The sequence below is a fragment of the Streptomyces sp. NBC_01635 genome, from assembly GCF_045209715.1.
In the GTDB taxonomy this organism is placed as follows: Bacteria; Actinomycetota; Actinomycetes; order Streptomycetales; family Streptomycetaceae; genus Streptomyces; species Streptomyces hirsutus.
In genome coordinates this window covers 5,486,421-5,499,060 of the sequence record NZ_CP109277.1, presented here as the reverse complement: position 1 = coordinate 5,499,060, position 12,640 = coordinate 5,486,421, and the positions used below count along the sequence as shown (strand labels likewise).

The 12,640-nt window shown below is 70.7% G+C and carries 12 protein-coding genes and 4 pseudogenes; 9 read left to right on the top strand and 7 right to left on the bottom strand.

The window, feature by feature from the left end; translation table 11 throughout:
• Positions 1 to 84: 84 nt before the first annotated feature.
• Positions 85 to 225, top strand: a complete 141-nt coding sequence (locus tag OHB56_RS25800; protein ID WP_406355850.1) for a hypothetical protein — start codon at positions 85 to 87, stop codon at positions 223 to 225.
• Positions 226 to 490: 265 nt separating this feature from the next.
• Here the strand turns inward: OHB56_RS25800 and OHB56_RS25795 are convergent, their stop codons facing one another.
• Together OHB56_RS25795 and OHB56_RS25790 are read right to left on the bottom strand one after the other, a co-directional pair.
• Positions 491 to 787: a hypothetical protein gene (locus OHB56_RS25795; protein ID WP_406355848.1), complete on the bottom strand. Its 297-nt coding sequence runs from the start codon at positions 785 to 787 to the stop codon at positions 491 to 493.
• Positions 784 to 990, bottom strand: coding sequence for a PGPGW domain-containing protein (locus OHB56_RS25790; protein ID WP_326754313.1), 207 nt, complete (start codon positions 988 to 990; stop codon positions 784 to 786). The genes OHB56_RS25795 and OHB56_RS25790 overlap by 4 nt, the downstream gene beginning before the upstream one ends.
• A 183-nt stretch (positions 991 to 1,173) precedes the next feature.
• Here OHB56_RS25790 and OHB56_RS25785 point away from each other — a divergent pair, with 183 nt between their 5' ends.
• Positions 1,174 to 1,452: a GlsB/YeaQ/YmgE family stress response membrane protein gene (locus OHB56_RS25785; RefSeq protein ID WP_406355846.1), complete on the top strand. Its 279-nt coding sequence runs from the start codon at positions 1,174 to 1,176 to the stop codon at positions 1,450 to 1,452.
• A gap of 395 nt (positions 1,453 to 1,847) precedes the next feature.
• On the top strand, positions 1,848 to 2,627 hold the full coding sequence (locus OHB56_RS25780; protein ID WP_406355845.1) for a hypothetical protein: 780 nt from the start codon (positions 1,848 to 1,850) through the stop codon (positions 2,625 to 2,627).
• A 113-nt stretch (positions 2,628 to 2,740) separates the two neighbouring features.
• On the opposite strand, the pseudogene OHB56_RS25775 reads toward OHB56_RS25780, so the two are convergent.
• The 3 genes and pseudogenes from OHB56_RS25775 to OHB56_RS25765 form a co-directional block, all read right to left on the bottom strand.
• Positions 2,741 to 2,902, bottom strand: a pseudogene (locus OHB56_RS25775) (multiprotein-bridging factor 1 family protein); the annotation flags it as partial.
• 327 nt (positions 2,903 to 3,229) lie between these two features.
• Complete coding sequence (locus tag OHB56_RS25770; RefSeq protein WP_406355843.1) at positions 3,230 to 3,973, bottom strand: hypothetical protein; 744 nt, start codon at positions 3,971 to 3,973, stop codon at positions 3,230 to 3,232.
• A gap of 390 nt (positions 3,974 to 4,363) precedes the next feature.
• Entirely contained in the window at positions 4,364 to 5,449 is a 1,086-nt protein-coding gene (locus tag OHB56_RS25765) for a hypothetical protein (RefSeq protein ID WP_326754308.1), read from the bottom strand.
• A 213-nt stretch (positions 5,450 to 5,662) separates the two neighbouring features.
• Between OHB56_RS25765 and OHB56_RS25760 the strand changes: the two genes are divergently transcribed.
• From OHB56_RS25760 to OHB56_RS25745, 4 genes are all read left to right on the top strand, one after another.
• The gene (locus OHB56_RS25760) at positions 5,663 to 6,712 is read left to right on the top strand and encodes a hypothetical protein (RefSeq protein WP_406355841.1); all 1,050 of its coding nucleotides are present in this window, start codon (positions 5,663 to 5,665) and stop codon (positions 6,710 to 6,712) included.
• 157 nt (positions 6,713 to 6,869) lie between these two features.
• Positions 6,870 to 7,268, top strand: coding sequence for a DUF6281 family protein (locus OHB56_RS25755; protein ID WP_406355839.1), 399 nt, complete (start codon positions 6,870 to 6,872; stop codon positions 7,266 to 7,268).
• Positions 7,269 to 7,485: 217 nt separating this feature from the next.
• A complete protein-coding gene (locus OHB56_RS25750) occupies positions 7,486 to 7,872 on the top strand; it encodes a DUF6355 family natural product biosynthesis protein (RefSeq protein ID WP_406355837.1) in 387 nt (128 codons plus the stop codon).
• A gap of 152 nt (positions 7,873 to 8,024) precedes the next feature.
• Positions 8,025 to 8,216 carry a hypothetical protein gene (locus OHB56_RS25745; protein WP_326757301.1) on the top strand — a complete coding sequence of 64 codons (192 nt, stop codon included), beginning with the start codon at positions 8,025 to 8,027 and terminating at the stop codon, positions 8,214 to 8,216.
• Here the strand turns inward: OHB56_RS25745 and OHB56_RS25740 are convergent.
• Both OHB56_RS25740 and OHB56_RS25735 read right to left on the bottom strand, forming a co-directional pair.
• Positions 8,189 to 8,434 (bottom strand): annotated as a pseudogene (locus tag OHB56_RS25740) (IS630 family transposase); the annotation flags it as partial. The gene OHB56_RS25745 and the pseudogene OHB56_RS25740 overlap by 28 nt on opposite strands.
• 47 nt (positions 8,435 to 8,481) lie before the next feature.
• Entirely contained in the window at positions 8,482 to 10,569 is a 2,088-nt protein-coding gene (locus tag OHB56_RS25735) for an FG-GAP repeat domain-containing protein (RefSeq protein WP_406355835.1), read from the bottom strand.
• Positions 10,570 to 10,738: 169 nt separating this feature from the next.
• Between OHB56_RS25735 and OHB56_RS25730 the strand changes: the two are divergent.
• Together OHB56_RS25730 and OHB56_RS25725 are read left to right on the top strand one after the other, a co-directional pair.
• Positions 10,739 to 11,244, top strand: a pseudogene (locus OHB56_RS25730) (BREX system ATP-binding domain-containing protein); the annotation flags it as partial.
• Positions 11,245 to 11,246: 2 nt separating this feature from the next.
• Positions 11,247 to 12,485: pseudogene (locus tag OHB56_RS25725) on the top strand (helicase-related protein); the annotation flags it as partial.
• Between the last annotated feature and the right edge of the window lie 155 nt (positions 12,486 to 12,640).

The window sequence follows — 12,640 nt, the reverse complement described above, 5'->3', positions numbered from 1 at the left end:
CCCGAACGGCGCGGTCGGGGCACGGGGAGGCGCCTGTCGGAGGAACTCCTGCGCGACCGCGAGGAGCAGCGCGCAATCCTCTCGGTGCAGCCCACCGCCCTCGCCACGCAGAGCGTCTACCGGCACTGGGGGTGGAGGAAGGCCGGCCGGAAGGGCCCTCCGGCCGGCGTCGCACCGCCCTACCGGGACATCTATGTCCGCGAACTGGGCTTTCCGCGCCGGTAATCGGGCCCGTTCCCCTCCGGTACGTTCCGGGGCAGTCGCCGGCGGGGCCATCGGTCCGCCCCTGCCTGCCCACGGTGTGCCGTCCAGCGTCGACGCACCCAGTCACCGGTCTCCCCGACGCCGACCAGCAACGCCGAGGAAGAGGCGCACGCCGCAAGAGAGGCAGTCTGGTCGACAGCCTGCCCGAGAAGCCACAGCGTCAGGGTGAGCAGCAGCCACCAGGCCGTGAGCGACCCGGCATGCCGCCACCAGCGTGCGCGGCCGGTCATCGGATCGTCTCCCTGGCCCGCTGAGCAGTAACGATCGCCGTGATGCACCCCGCGAGCATCACCAGCGCTCCCAGGCAGGTGGCGGCCAGGATGATCGAAGGCGAGGCACCGGCCAGGCGGGGAACGGCGTTGAGCGGCGCGACGGTGTAAACGGCGAGGAGGAAAAGGCCGCGGGGGCGCATCGGGGCGAGGCGGGGGCGCAGCCGCTGGGGCACGTGGCCGGTGAGCAGGGCGACGCCCGCCGGCAGCAAGGTGAGGGAGAAGACGGCGAGGCCGATCCATTGCCAAGTCATCGGTACCGGGGATCCTGTCGGGGACGTGGGCGTGGTCGGTCACGGCGGGTCGTGGCGGACGTGAAGAGGCCGGCGGTGAGCACGGCCAGACCGGTGACGAGGACGGGGAGGCCGGGTCCGGGCAGGACGTACAGCACGGCCCCGGTCAGGGACAGCAGTGCTCCTACGACTGTCAGGGCGGTGCCGACGGGCCGCTTGGTCATGCTGCTCCTTGCACGAGGGATGTTCACCGCCGGCCCGCAGCGCGGTGCGGGCCCGATTCGACGCTGCCCCAATTCACTTGGCTCGGGGGCGGTCGGGGATGCGATCCGAAGAACGGGTTTGTTCGGGCGCGGACGGTACAGACGAGGAACTGACACGGTCTTTATGACAGGACGGAGACAACAATGGGCATCATCGCGTGGATCGTCATCGGCCTGCTCGCCGGCATCATCGCCAAGGCCATCATGCCGGGCAAGGACCCCGGTGGCATCATCATCACCATGCTGATCGGCATCGCCGGCGGTCTGCTCGGCGGCTGGCTCGGCAAGGTGATCTTCGGCGTCGACTCCATCGACGGGTTCTTCGAACTCTCCACCTGGCTCGCCGCGATCGTCGGCTCCCTCATCCTGCTCGCTCTGTACCGCCTCATCACCGGCAACCGGCGTTCACACCGTCACGCCTGATCCCCTGATGGCGCCTCTGGACGGCTCCCCCCCTCGTGCGCGGGGCGGGAGCCGTCGAGTGTGTCCGAGAACAACCTCGTCGCCTGCCCCCCACGGGCGTGGAACGCCTTCGCCGCCCCGCAGGTTGGCCGCCCACTTGTCGTCCTGCGTGCGCTTCACCGGCCGCTCCTCCTCGGTGGCAGGGGCCAGGGAGAACGGGGTGCAGCCGGACGGGGGATGCAGGTGCCACGGTACGAGGGCGTGCGGGAGGTGGCTGATCATCGGCCCGGCCGTCGGGATGTGCCCGTCGGGCCCTTGACCGGGTGCCGCTTCGACGGAGGATGGGGGAAGAGAGCGGGTCTGCGTGGTGAAGTGTGGGCCTCTGATGACTCCGACAGCAGGGAGCGTTTCTTCCGATGCCCGCACAGCCCGCACGCCCTGAGCGCAGCGGTCCTGAGACCGCCTCGGTCATGGATGTCCCGCCGTTCAAGCCTTCTCTCGTCAAAGCGGTGTTCAGGGACGTGACCCCGATGCACGTCTCTCGGTCGGCCGCGTGGGCGGCCGCGTCGGTGACGCGGACAGTGCTGACGGAGATCATCGACGGCGCGAGGAGAGCGGCGTCGGCGGAGGCCCGGAGGAAGCTGATTCCCGGGGACCTTCTCTCGGCGATCGACCGGAACGTCGAGCTCGAGGTGGGGAGCAGGTGGTACGACCACAGTCCGACGTTTCGAGGCCTGACCGGTGTCCTGTACGACGCCGAGGGGGTCATCGTGCCTTCTCGTCAGCGCGGCAGGTCGCGCAGGCCGAGTGCTGTGGTCGGCGCCCACAGGTTCGAGGCCGGGGTCAAGAGGCTGCTGCGGAGCCAGGGGGTGACGGCCGTCCCGGCGATGGTCCGCGACCTGGACGGAATCGCGAGCGTGTTCCTGACGGACCTCGCCCGGGACGCGGCCATGGTCGTCCGCGAGGGCGGGGTCAGACGTTTCGGTACGGTCACCCTGGTGATGCCGGGCGAACCGGCCCCACCCCCGCTCCTCAAGGACCCCCTCCTGACCCTGTCCACCCGCAGGGGGGACCGGCGGACCATCGGCAGGGACGACATCCTGGCCGCCACCACGATGCAGTTGTTCGGCGGCACCCTCAGGCAGCGAGCCCTCACCGAAGCACGCGCGGCGACACAGAACCCTTCGGCCGGCTGAGCGGGTGCGCCCCACATCGCCGCCTGTACCCTCATCTGCTCCCGCAGACTCGCCACATGAGATGGCCTCTTAAGCTGGGCAGCGAGCTCGACGCCCTCGCCCAGGCGTCGGCTCAGCACGCCCCGCGCCCCCACCGCCCGGTCCACGCCGTCGATCAGTTCGGGTTTGGGAATGCGCCGCCCCTGCTCCACCGCCGCGATCTGCGCCTCGCCGTAACCGACCTGGCCCCCCAACTGCGCCTGCGTCAGCCCGGCGACCTCGCGCAGCAGCTTCATCTGGCGCCCGAAGCAGCGCAGGAACTCCCCGTTCGAGTCCGTGCCCGTGCCCTCCGCACCCGCGCCCGCATCCGCTCCCGACTCCATCGCGCTCGTCCCCTCAGCACATCCGTCCACCGGTCACCCGTGCTCGCACCGCAGGACACCCCCACCCAAAACACACCGAAAACCGCACACGTTACGTCGCACGAGTGAACGCCCTCCGCACTGGCCGTCACAGTGAGCACGGCGAGCACGGCGAGCACGCCGAGATCTGACCGCGTACCGGCCGCCGACCGAACCCACGGACACCGCTACGGCAGGGGGCGATTCGGTGCCAACGGCTCGTCAGCCCGTGGCCAGGCCGGCGAATATCGCGGTCAGCTCCTGCACGTGCGCCGAGTAGTCGGGTTGGTCGTCCACGTGCGCGTACTTCAGCATGAGGAGAACGGTTCCGGTGCGCACCACCGTGACCGCGGTGCTGTTGTCCTCGGCGGACTTGTAGTAGACCAGCGCAGTGCTCTCGTCGCCGAAGCGCGGCATGGAGATCGGGGTCGTCTCGTCGCACCCCTGCTGACGGCGGATCAGCTCCTTGTACCCGGTACCGGCTGTGTCAGCACTGGGGCAGGCGTAGACGTCGAATTCCGCGACCAGGTGCCCGACGTCCGGCTCCGTCGATTTGTACTCGACTCGGCCCTTGTGGCACTCCCCGGACTCCGAGGCCGAGGCGACCTGCGCGCGTCGGTACTGAGTCCAGTTCGGCGGCATGTCCTGCAGGGTGGGCAGGATCTTCGCGGTCTCGCCAGCCGACAGGAAGCCGCTCGTGTCCCCCGCTGTGTCACCGCCCCGGTCGGGCGGGCCCTCACCGTCCTCAGCCGCTCGGGGGCCGCTCCGAGCCGGCCCCTGTGGCGTTGCTCCCGGAGAGTCGTCGGCTCCGAACACCTGGACTCCGCCGTAGACGGCAAGGACGACGAGTGCCACGAGCAGAGCCGCCGCAGCGACGAACCACCCCCGTGCCTGACGGGTGTTGTTGATCGTCAGCGGGCCGACCGCGATCGGACTGCGGGAGACCCGGCCGCCCGTGATCACCACGGAGGAGTGCGCCGTGATCCCGGACAGGTGGTGTTCCAGGCGGTTCCGGAGTTCGGGATCGGCTTCGACCTCCTCCCGCAGAACGCCCGCGGCATCGGACCGGGCCGGCGCGGCGTTCGCATCCGCGTCGAGGCCTTCCAGGGCCCGCTGCCCCGCTCCGTCGACGTAAGGCGGGCGCGAACCACCTCGGTGACCGCCGCGCCCGCCCCTTCCCCGACGCCGGTGGCCGCCCCCGTCGCCACCGCGGCCACCACTCCTACGGCTAAGCCCGCAAGTTCTCCCGCGTCCACGCGGAGCCCCCTGTGCCCGGATGCATCAACGGTTCATTGTTCCCCTCGCCACACAAGAGGGGACAACCCGACGGAGCGGCCGAGCGTCCGACGCGGTTCGTCACCTCGTGCCCGGCTCCGACCGGGTCCAGCGGTCGAGCGTCTCGCTCTTGTCGTCGTAGGTGAGCCAGGTGCCGTCGCCGAGTGGGCGTACGTCACTGTCCACGGGACCCGTCGGGTACGTGACCGCCCCGTGTATCCGCAGGGTGCGGGCGTCGAGCAGCCAGTGGCGGGCCCGCTCCGGACACTCGTCGGAGTCGGCCGTCGAGGCGATGACGGTGTCGGCGTCGACGAAACCGCAGCCGTAGTCCCAGTAGGCCTCGCCCTCGCCCTCGTCCTCCTCGTCGGCCGACTCCGGCTCCCGCTCGGTGATCACGGCGCCGTCCAGGGCGTGCAGCCGCAGGTCCGCTCCGTAGTGCTCGACCGTCAGGAAGCCCGGATGCCCCGCGTGGACGTCCACCAGGATGCGGTCCAGGCCCTCGTTCACGTCCCAGCTCGTCAGCTTCTCGCCGTCCCAGCGCGCCCAGTACAGCAGGATGCCGTCCTGGCCCATGCCGATACTCAGTCCCATGTGGACACCGTCCGGGTGGGAGAGGTGGTTCGAACCGGCCGCCGCGCTCTCCAGGGGCAACCACGCCAACTCCCGTCCGTTCCGCGCGTCGAGGACGACCCAGCGCTCCTCCCAGCCGCCCGGCTCCGACTCTGCCACGACATGCGCCCACACGAGCCGGCCGTCGTCCGAGATCCGGCAGGAGCCGTGCTCCCTGCCACGGCACACCTCCTGCTCATCCCCCGTGTGCGGGTGACCGAGCTCGGGACCCCAGCAGCCGTGCCGGTACTCCCACAGTGTCTCTCCGCCCGCGCCCATGGCCCGTACCGCGCGCTGCCCCGAGAACACCGCGAACGTGCCGTCGGGGCTCATCGAGTGAACGCCGTGGTCCCACCGAGGCCAGGGAAGAGGGAAGACGACCGTCGGCGCGCTCTCTCCCGCGAACACCTCGCGGAGGTCGTAGACCTCCAACTCGTGCCCGTTCCGGAGGAGGGCACGGCACGAACCGTCCCTACGGCTTTCGAGCGCGAAGCCGTTGACCAGCGCGCGTCCACCCGGCAGCCTCACCGAGTCGCGCAGTTGTGCGGTGATCGACATGGCCCGAAGGTAAGGGAGCCCACTGACAGGCCGATCCGCCCTTCACCAAAGATTTCTTCACTCAACGCGTCCATCCGTGCACGCTGCGTGCGGTAGCGTCGCCTCGACAACTCGTCTTCCGCGTGCCGCACCGGGCGCGAACGAAGGCGGCCCCCGCAACGGGTGCAACCGTTCGCGAGGGCCTGAACCACCAGTGGAATCGAGCCTCCACCCGTGATTTACCGGCACCATATCGCGCCCCCGCGCGCCTTCACCCAGCTCTCTCACGAGATCATCCGGCACCCGCGTCTGACCTCCGACGCCGTCCGTCTCCTGACCTGGCAACTGTCCCTTCCGCAGGGAGCGCGCGAGCCCCTGTCGCGCACCGCCGAACGCGCCCGTATCGGCGGGAGCGCCTTCACCCGGGCCAAGCGTCAACTCAAGGACGAGGGCTTCGTGCACGAGCGGCGTGTCCAGGGGCCCGGCGGCCGCTGGGCCACCCAACAGCTCGTCTCCAGCACCCCGTTGAGCGCGGCCGAGGCCGCCAAGCTCCTCGCGCGGATGCCCGTGGGCCCGGCCGGAGGAACCATCACCGAGCGGGTGTCGCCGCAGCTCGCACCGGGTGCCCGGATTCCGGCCGTCGGTGAGCCGACCACCCCGCCCACCGACGGTCATCCAAAGAAAGACTCATGGGAGAACACCTCCCACCGACCCCCCGAACCCCCCAGCCCGGCAACGGAGTCGGAGACAGAGACGGCAACGGCGTCGGCGTCGGCGTCGGCGTCGGCAGCACCGGAGACGGAACCGCAGCCGGAGACGACGACCGCCCCGCCCCTCCTCGAAGAGGCCCGTGCCCTCGTCTCCACGTTCCCCGGGCTCTCCCCCGCCCTGCGCCACATCCCCCGCGCCATGCACGCCGAACTGGCCGACCTCACAGCCCGTTGGCTCGCCGCCGGGCACCCGCCCACCGCCGTCCGCCTGCACATCCTGCGCGGCCTCCCCGACGACGGCAGCACCGTCCACCGCCCCGGCGGCCTGCTGCGCTACCTCCTACGCGACGTACCACCCGTACCGCCTGTACCGACGGGGACGGGTTCCGCGCCGGAAGCAACCCCACCTCCCAGAGGAGCCTCCCCCGAGCAGCCCCTCGAACCCCGCCTGTCCCCCCGCCTGGCAGGCGCACGCGAGTGCGCGGGCGACCACATCCAGCCCACCCTCTTCCGGCCGATCACCGACGAAGCCCTGTGCCGGGACTGCACGGCCCGCTCCGTACCGCCGAAGTGAGTCGCACCGTCCGGGCCAAAACCGGGACATCGGCTCGACGCTCGAACGAACAAGGCCTCTGCTCCGTCGGTACTCATGAGGCCGAACGCGGCTTCGGGCCGGGACACGTGGGCAGGGACACGCCCTGGCCCTCCGCAGCATCTCCCAGGAGGACACCATGAGCCGGTCGGGACGAATCACACACACGCTTCTGGTGGCAGCCATGGTGATGCCGGCTGTGGCCTGCACATCGGAAAGCAGCAGCGACGGAGGCGAACGGGTGGCATCCTGCGCCTACCGTGTCATCTACCAGGACCGCACGTACCGGGACGTCGCGAACGTGGAGTTCAGGGCGGGCGAGAAGCTCGGTCCCGCCACCGTCCCGCCGTGTGACGACACCGGTGGCCAGAACGAGGGCAAGCAAGCCGGGGAGACAACGACCGCCTACAAGGTGGACGGCATCTCTCCCGAGGTGGCCGTCGCAGTCGGGGACGCTCCCGGCGATGTCATCTTCGTGGCCGCCCACTTGGGCGACAAGCTCCCCCCGGAGATACGGAAACTGATCGACGGGTCCTGACGCCGGCCGTGGGACGCCGCATTGTCGGCCTCCTGAGATCCGCTTCCTCATTCCCGTTTCCATCTCACCCATCACTCAATTCGGTGACATAAAGCCATGGACAGAGTGCACAGAGTTACGATTTCGGTACCAGTGCGACGCGTAAGAGGTGTCGTGGTGTCAGGCAGAGCCGATCAGCTGGTCATCATCGCCATGGCTCACCCCCCAAGGAGTGTTCGTGAAGCTCTCCCCCCGCCCTCTTCGAACCGTCCTGGCGGCAGCGTCAAGTGCCGCGCTGGCCCTGATGGCGTTCCCGGGTCCGGCGCACGCCGGGCCCGAGCGCGGTCCGGAAGTGCGTCAGACGGGTGCGAGCCCTCTCGCCCCGTGCGGCTTCTTCCGGTACAACGTCCGCGAGTCCCAGTTCGCCGGATACAACCACTGCGGCGAGACGACGGTGCGGGTACACGTCGACGTCAGAGGGGGCGGCAGCACGAATGACTACCACCTCTGCGTCAGCCCCGGCCCCACCCAGTTGCCGGGCGCAGGTCCGAACTATCTCAACGCGTACTACATCGGCGGCGCCGGCTGCCGGAGCGGAGAGCGCACCGGGCACACACCCCACTGAGCCTTTGATCCACCTCCGGTGGCAAACGGTCCAGGTTCATCGTCGGAGGACAGTGATCGACCTTCAGGAGTACCAGCGGCGAGGACGGTCGAACGAAGGCCGAAGGCCGGGTCATCAACGCCGACATCGCCTACGGGCAGCTGTTGCGGCAAATGACGAGCCAGGACGCCCGGATACGGTACGCACTCGTCGTGCCGTCCTCGTCCGTGAACGCCGTCGAACGCGTCCCGGCCCATGTCCGGGCCCTGCTACGCATCGAGGTGTACGAGGTGACGGACGAAAACGGGGTACGTCCGCTGCCGGCCCAGGACTGCTCAGCGGATGGCCTGAAGTTCTGCGCGTAATCCTTCGGCAGCCAGGGCGAGGACCAGGGGGCGGCGGTGGTCAGCATCTGGGTGGGTGAGCGTTGACGGAAGAAGGCGTGGACCTGGCGCCGGCGGCCCGGCCAGGTGACGGTGGTGTTGGCGAGGTGGGCCTTCAGCGCGGCCCAGATGCGCTCGACTGGGTTGTCGTGCGGGCTGTAGCGGGTGCCGAACAGCAGGTGCGGGCGGGGGCGGTCGGCGCCGGATGGGACCCCCCGTGTCTCCGAGGGGTCCCGGGCCCGCGCCGTCAGGAGATGCGGATGCCCGACCAGTTCGTGGCCTTGCCGACCTGCGACCGCTTGCCGAAGCCGCCGTGGCCGTCGCCCCGGTTCAGCCAGGCGCGGCCGTTCTTGTCGAGCGAGATCAGGTCGGCCCGACCGTCCCCGGACAGGTCGAGCCCGCCGACCACGTCCTTGTAGGACGTGCCCCAGTTCTTGAAGACCAGCGCCCGGGGCTTGAAGGTGCCCTTGCCGGTCCCGTTGAACCGCCACAGCCGGTCCGACTTGTCGAGGGCCAGCAGGTCGTTCTTGCCGTCGCGGTTGAGGTCGCCGGCGGCGATCAGCTTCTTGTAGCCGCCGAAGCCGGACCCGGCGAGCTTCCGGGCCTTGAAGCCGCCCTTGCCGCTGTTCGCGTACAGGTACAGCTTCCCGGTCGAGGCGGACCGGGCCAGCAGGTCGGCCCGGCCGTCGCCGGTCACATCGCCGGGCGAGAGGACCGCGTTGTACCCGCTCCAGTTGGAGGAGACCTTCACGGAGGACGTCTGCTGGTCCGGCAGCCCGCCGCAGACCGGCTTGTAGATGCGGGCCTCGCCCTTCGGGTAGCGGACGAACACGTCGTTGCAGCGGTCGCCGTCGAGGTCGCCGAACGGCAGCACCAGCGTGCCCGTCGGCCAGCTGCTCGCGCGCTTCTGGGCGGACAGCTTCGTCGCGCCGCCCGCGTACACCTTCAGCCCGCTGCTGCTCCGGCCGAAGAGGTCGGCCTTGCCGTCGTCCGTGTAGTCCCGCCACTTGGGCAGCGCCCGGCCGGCGGTGGTGGTCTGGTAGGTCCCGCCCAGAATATAGGCGGACTGGGCCACCGTGTACTCGTCCCACAGCACCACGGGGCGCCCGAGCGCGTCGGAGGCCGCCCGGGGCGCGCCGGTGGCCGTGGCGCTCGCCGCGCTCAGCCGCCGCGCCGCGGACCAGGTGCCGCCCTTGAAGACGGCGGCCATCACGTACTCATGACCCGAGGAGCCCGCCCGCCACGTCACCGTGACCGTGCCGCCCGAGGTGGCGACCGCGCCGACCGCCTGCGCCCGGGTCGTGGAGAACGGCTGCTTGTACGGCAGCCAGGCGCCGGTGGCCGCCGAGCGCACCGCGTACCAGGAGCTGGTCGAGCCGGGCCCCCCGCCGGCGACGAAGAGGTCGCCGTTGGGCAGGTAGACGGGCGCCGTCATCCCGCTGGTGCTGCCGGAGGCCGAAGAGGACCGCGGGGTGCTCCACTTCGTGGCGCCGGCGGACCGGCGCGTGTGCATGACGTGCCCGGCGTCGTTGTAGAACAGCTCGAAGCCGCCCTGCGGATTGGCGAACACCTTCGGCTGCGCCCGGTCCACACTCGGGAGCGGGAAGTTCTTGACCGTGGTCCAGCCGGACGCGCCGGGGGCCTTCTCCATGGCGGTGACGACCTTGGTCGTCGACCCCTGCCACACCAGCAGGGCGGTGCCGTCCTCGGCGACCGCCAGCTCCATGCCGGAGATGTTCCGGCTGCCGGTCGGCGGCTGCGCGTTGAGGCCGACCGGAGCGGTCCACGCGGCCTTCGGGCCGGCCTTCTCGGCGGTCATCACGACGCCCCCGTCCGCCCACGCGACGGTCACCCGGCCGTCGGGGGTCGCCGCCAGGTGGTGGTAGCCACTCCTGGGGACCTCGGCGATGTCCTCGGGCTCGGAGAAGGCGGTCGCGCCGGGCGCGAGGGTGGCCATCTTCAGCCAGTAGTCGTTGTGTTCGTCGGCGGCCCGCCAGACCAGGCGCACCGAGCCGTCGCTGAGCGAGACCAGCTCGGTGTTGTACCCGCCGGCGTCCGGCCAGGCCTGCGGGGCGAGCCAGCGGGTGCTGCCGGCGGGCCGGATCCGGGTGCCATCGGCGAAGGAGACGAGGGTGCCGTTCCGGGCCGACACCAGGGCCCTCAAGCTACCCGGTGCGTGCGCGGTGCGGGTGCCCCACGCGCCCGGCGCACGCTTCTCGACGGTGGTCTTGGTCGTGGTGGTGCCGGTGGCCGCGGCTGTGGCGGTGGTCTGGGCGGCGGCGGCCGGAGCAACGGCCGCCAGGGTGAGGACGGGAGTGAGCGCGATGCCGAGCACCGCACGGAACTGTGAAGTGATGGAATGCCCCCCCGGGCAGGGCGTATCCGGTGACACGGATTCGCCGAACTGTTCGAATAATTTAGGCGCAGGGTATATCAGCCAAGATTCGGCTCGCATGGAGGGTTCCCCTTCCCCTGCTCAGAGGAGTTCGGCCAGCTCGTCCAGCGCGCGGGCCGAGGCGCTGATCGCCTGGCTCGGCGGGCAGAAGTCCGTCGCCGCCGCCAAGCGCGCCGCCGGAGTGCGCGGCGGCCTCGACCACTTCGCCGCGCTCGGCTTCCTCCAGGGCCTGCTGACCGTGCTGCGGGACTGCGGACACCCCGGCCTCCTCCTGGTCCTCGACGAGGTGAAGACCCTCCAGCGGGCGCGCGGCGACGTACGGGAGAAGGCGCTGAACGCGCTGCGCCAGCTCCTCGACGAGATCGACGCGGGCCGCTTCCCCGGCCTGTTCCTCGTCATCACCGGCACCCCGCCTTCTACGACGGGCAGCAGGGCGTGCAGCGCCTCGCACCGCTCGCCCAGCGGCTGGCGACCGACTTCACGACCGACCCGCGCTTCGACTCCCCGCGCGCCGTCCAACTGCGCCTGACCGGCTTCGAGCTGGCCTCCCTCGGACAGCTGGACCGCAAGGTACGCGATGTGTACGAGGCCACGGCCCGCCACCCCGAACGGATCACCGCGCGGAGGAGGCGTTCGCCGAGGCCCGCGACTGTGTGATCGTCTCGACCAGCACCCTGGAACTCGGCATCGACGTCGGCGACCTGGACCGGGTCGTCCAGCTCGACGCACCCACCACGGTCGCCTCGTTCCTGCAACGCCTCGGCCGTACCGGACGCCGCCCCGGCACCCACCGCAACTGCCTCTTCCTCGCCCTGGACGACGAGGGTTTCCTGGCCGCCGCGGCCCTGCTGCTGGCCTGGTCGCGCGGCTGGGTGGAGCCGGTGATCCCACCTCCCGAGCCGCGACACCTCGTGGCCCAGCAACTGCTCGCGCTGTGCCTCCAGGAGCACCGGGTCGGGGAGAACCTGTGGCCGGAATGGTGGGGCGGTCTCGGTGTGTTCGGTGCCGCCGCCGAACCCGTCGTACGACACCTCGTGGAACAGGGCTATCTGGAACGGGACTCGGGCACCCTGTTCATCGGGCCCGAGGCAGAACGCCGCTTCGGACACCGGCACTTCATGAACCTGACGGCCTCGTTCACCGCACCGCCCGAGTTCACCGTGCTCAGCGGGCGGACGGAGATCGGCCGTACGGACCCGGACCTGCTCACCGAGGAGACCGACGGCCCGCGCAAGCTGCTCCTGGCGGGCCGCAGCTGGCTGGTGACGTACATCGACTGGCGGCGCAGGCGCTGCTTCGTGGAGCCCGTGGACGAGGGCGGGCGCGCCAAGTGGAGCGGCTTCGGGGCGCATCGCGTCCGGTCGTTCACCCTGGCCCGTGCCGTACGTGACGTGCTGCTCGGGGGCAGTCCGCCCGTGCTGCTGACCCGTCGGGCGGAGGCGAAACTCGCGGCGGCCCGGGAGACGTACCTGGACGTGGTGCATCCCGCGGGCACGGTCATCACCCGCCGGGGTGCCAGTGATGTGCGCTGGTGGACCTGGGCCGGGCACCGGGCGAACGCCACCCTGGCCGCCTCGCTTCCCTCCGTCGTCCTGCGGCACCGGATGGTCGACGACCGCTTCGTCCGGCTGCGCGAGGACGTGACCCCGCAGTCGTGGCGGGCGGCGGTGGAGGACGCCGGGACGGGTCTGACCCTGCCCGAGGTGGACCCGCACGCCGTGCGCGGGCTGAAGTTCGCGGAGGCGCTGCCCGCGCGGCTGGCCGAGGCCACCCTCGCGACCCGGCTGGCGGACGAGAAGAGCGCGCGTGCGGTGCTGGCGGAGCGGATCCGGTTCCTGCTCCGGCAGGACGACTGACAGCACCCGAGGCACCCGCCCGACACCGCCGGCTCCCCCGTCCAAGTGCGGCCTGAACACCAACTGAAGCCTGAGGAAACCCAGTTGTGGCTCTCCCGGGTGCTTGACAGACTCGCCCCGCCGACGAGCGGATCATGTCGGCACAGGGGAACTCC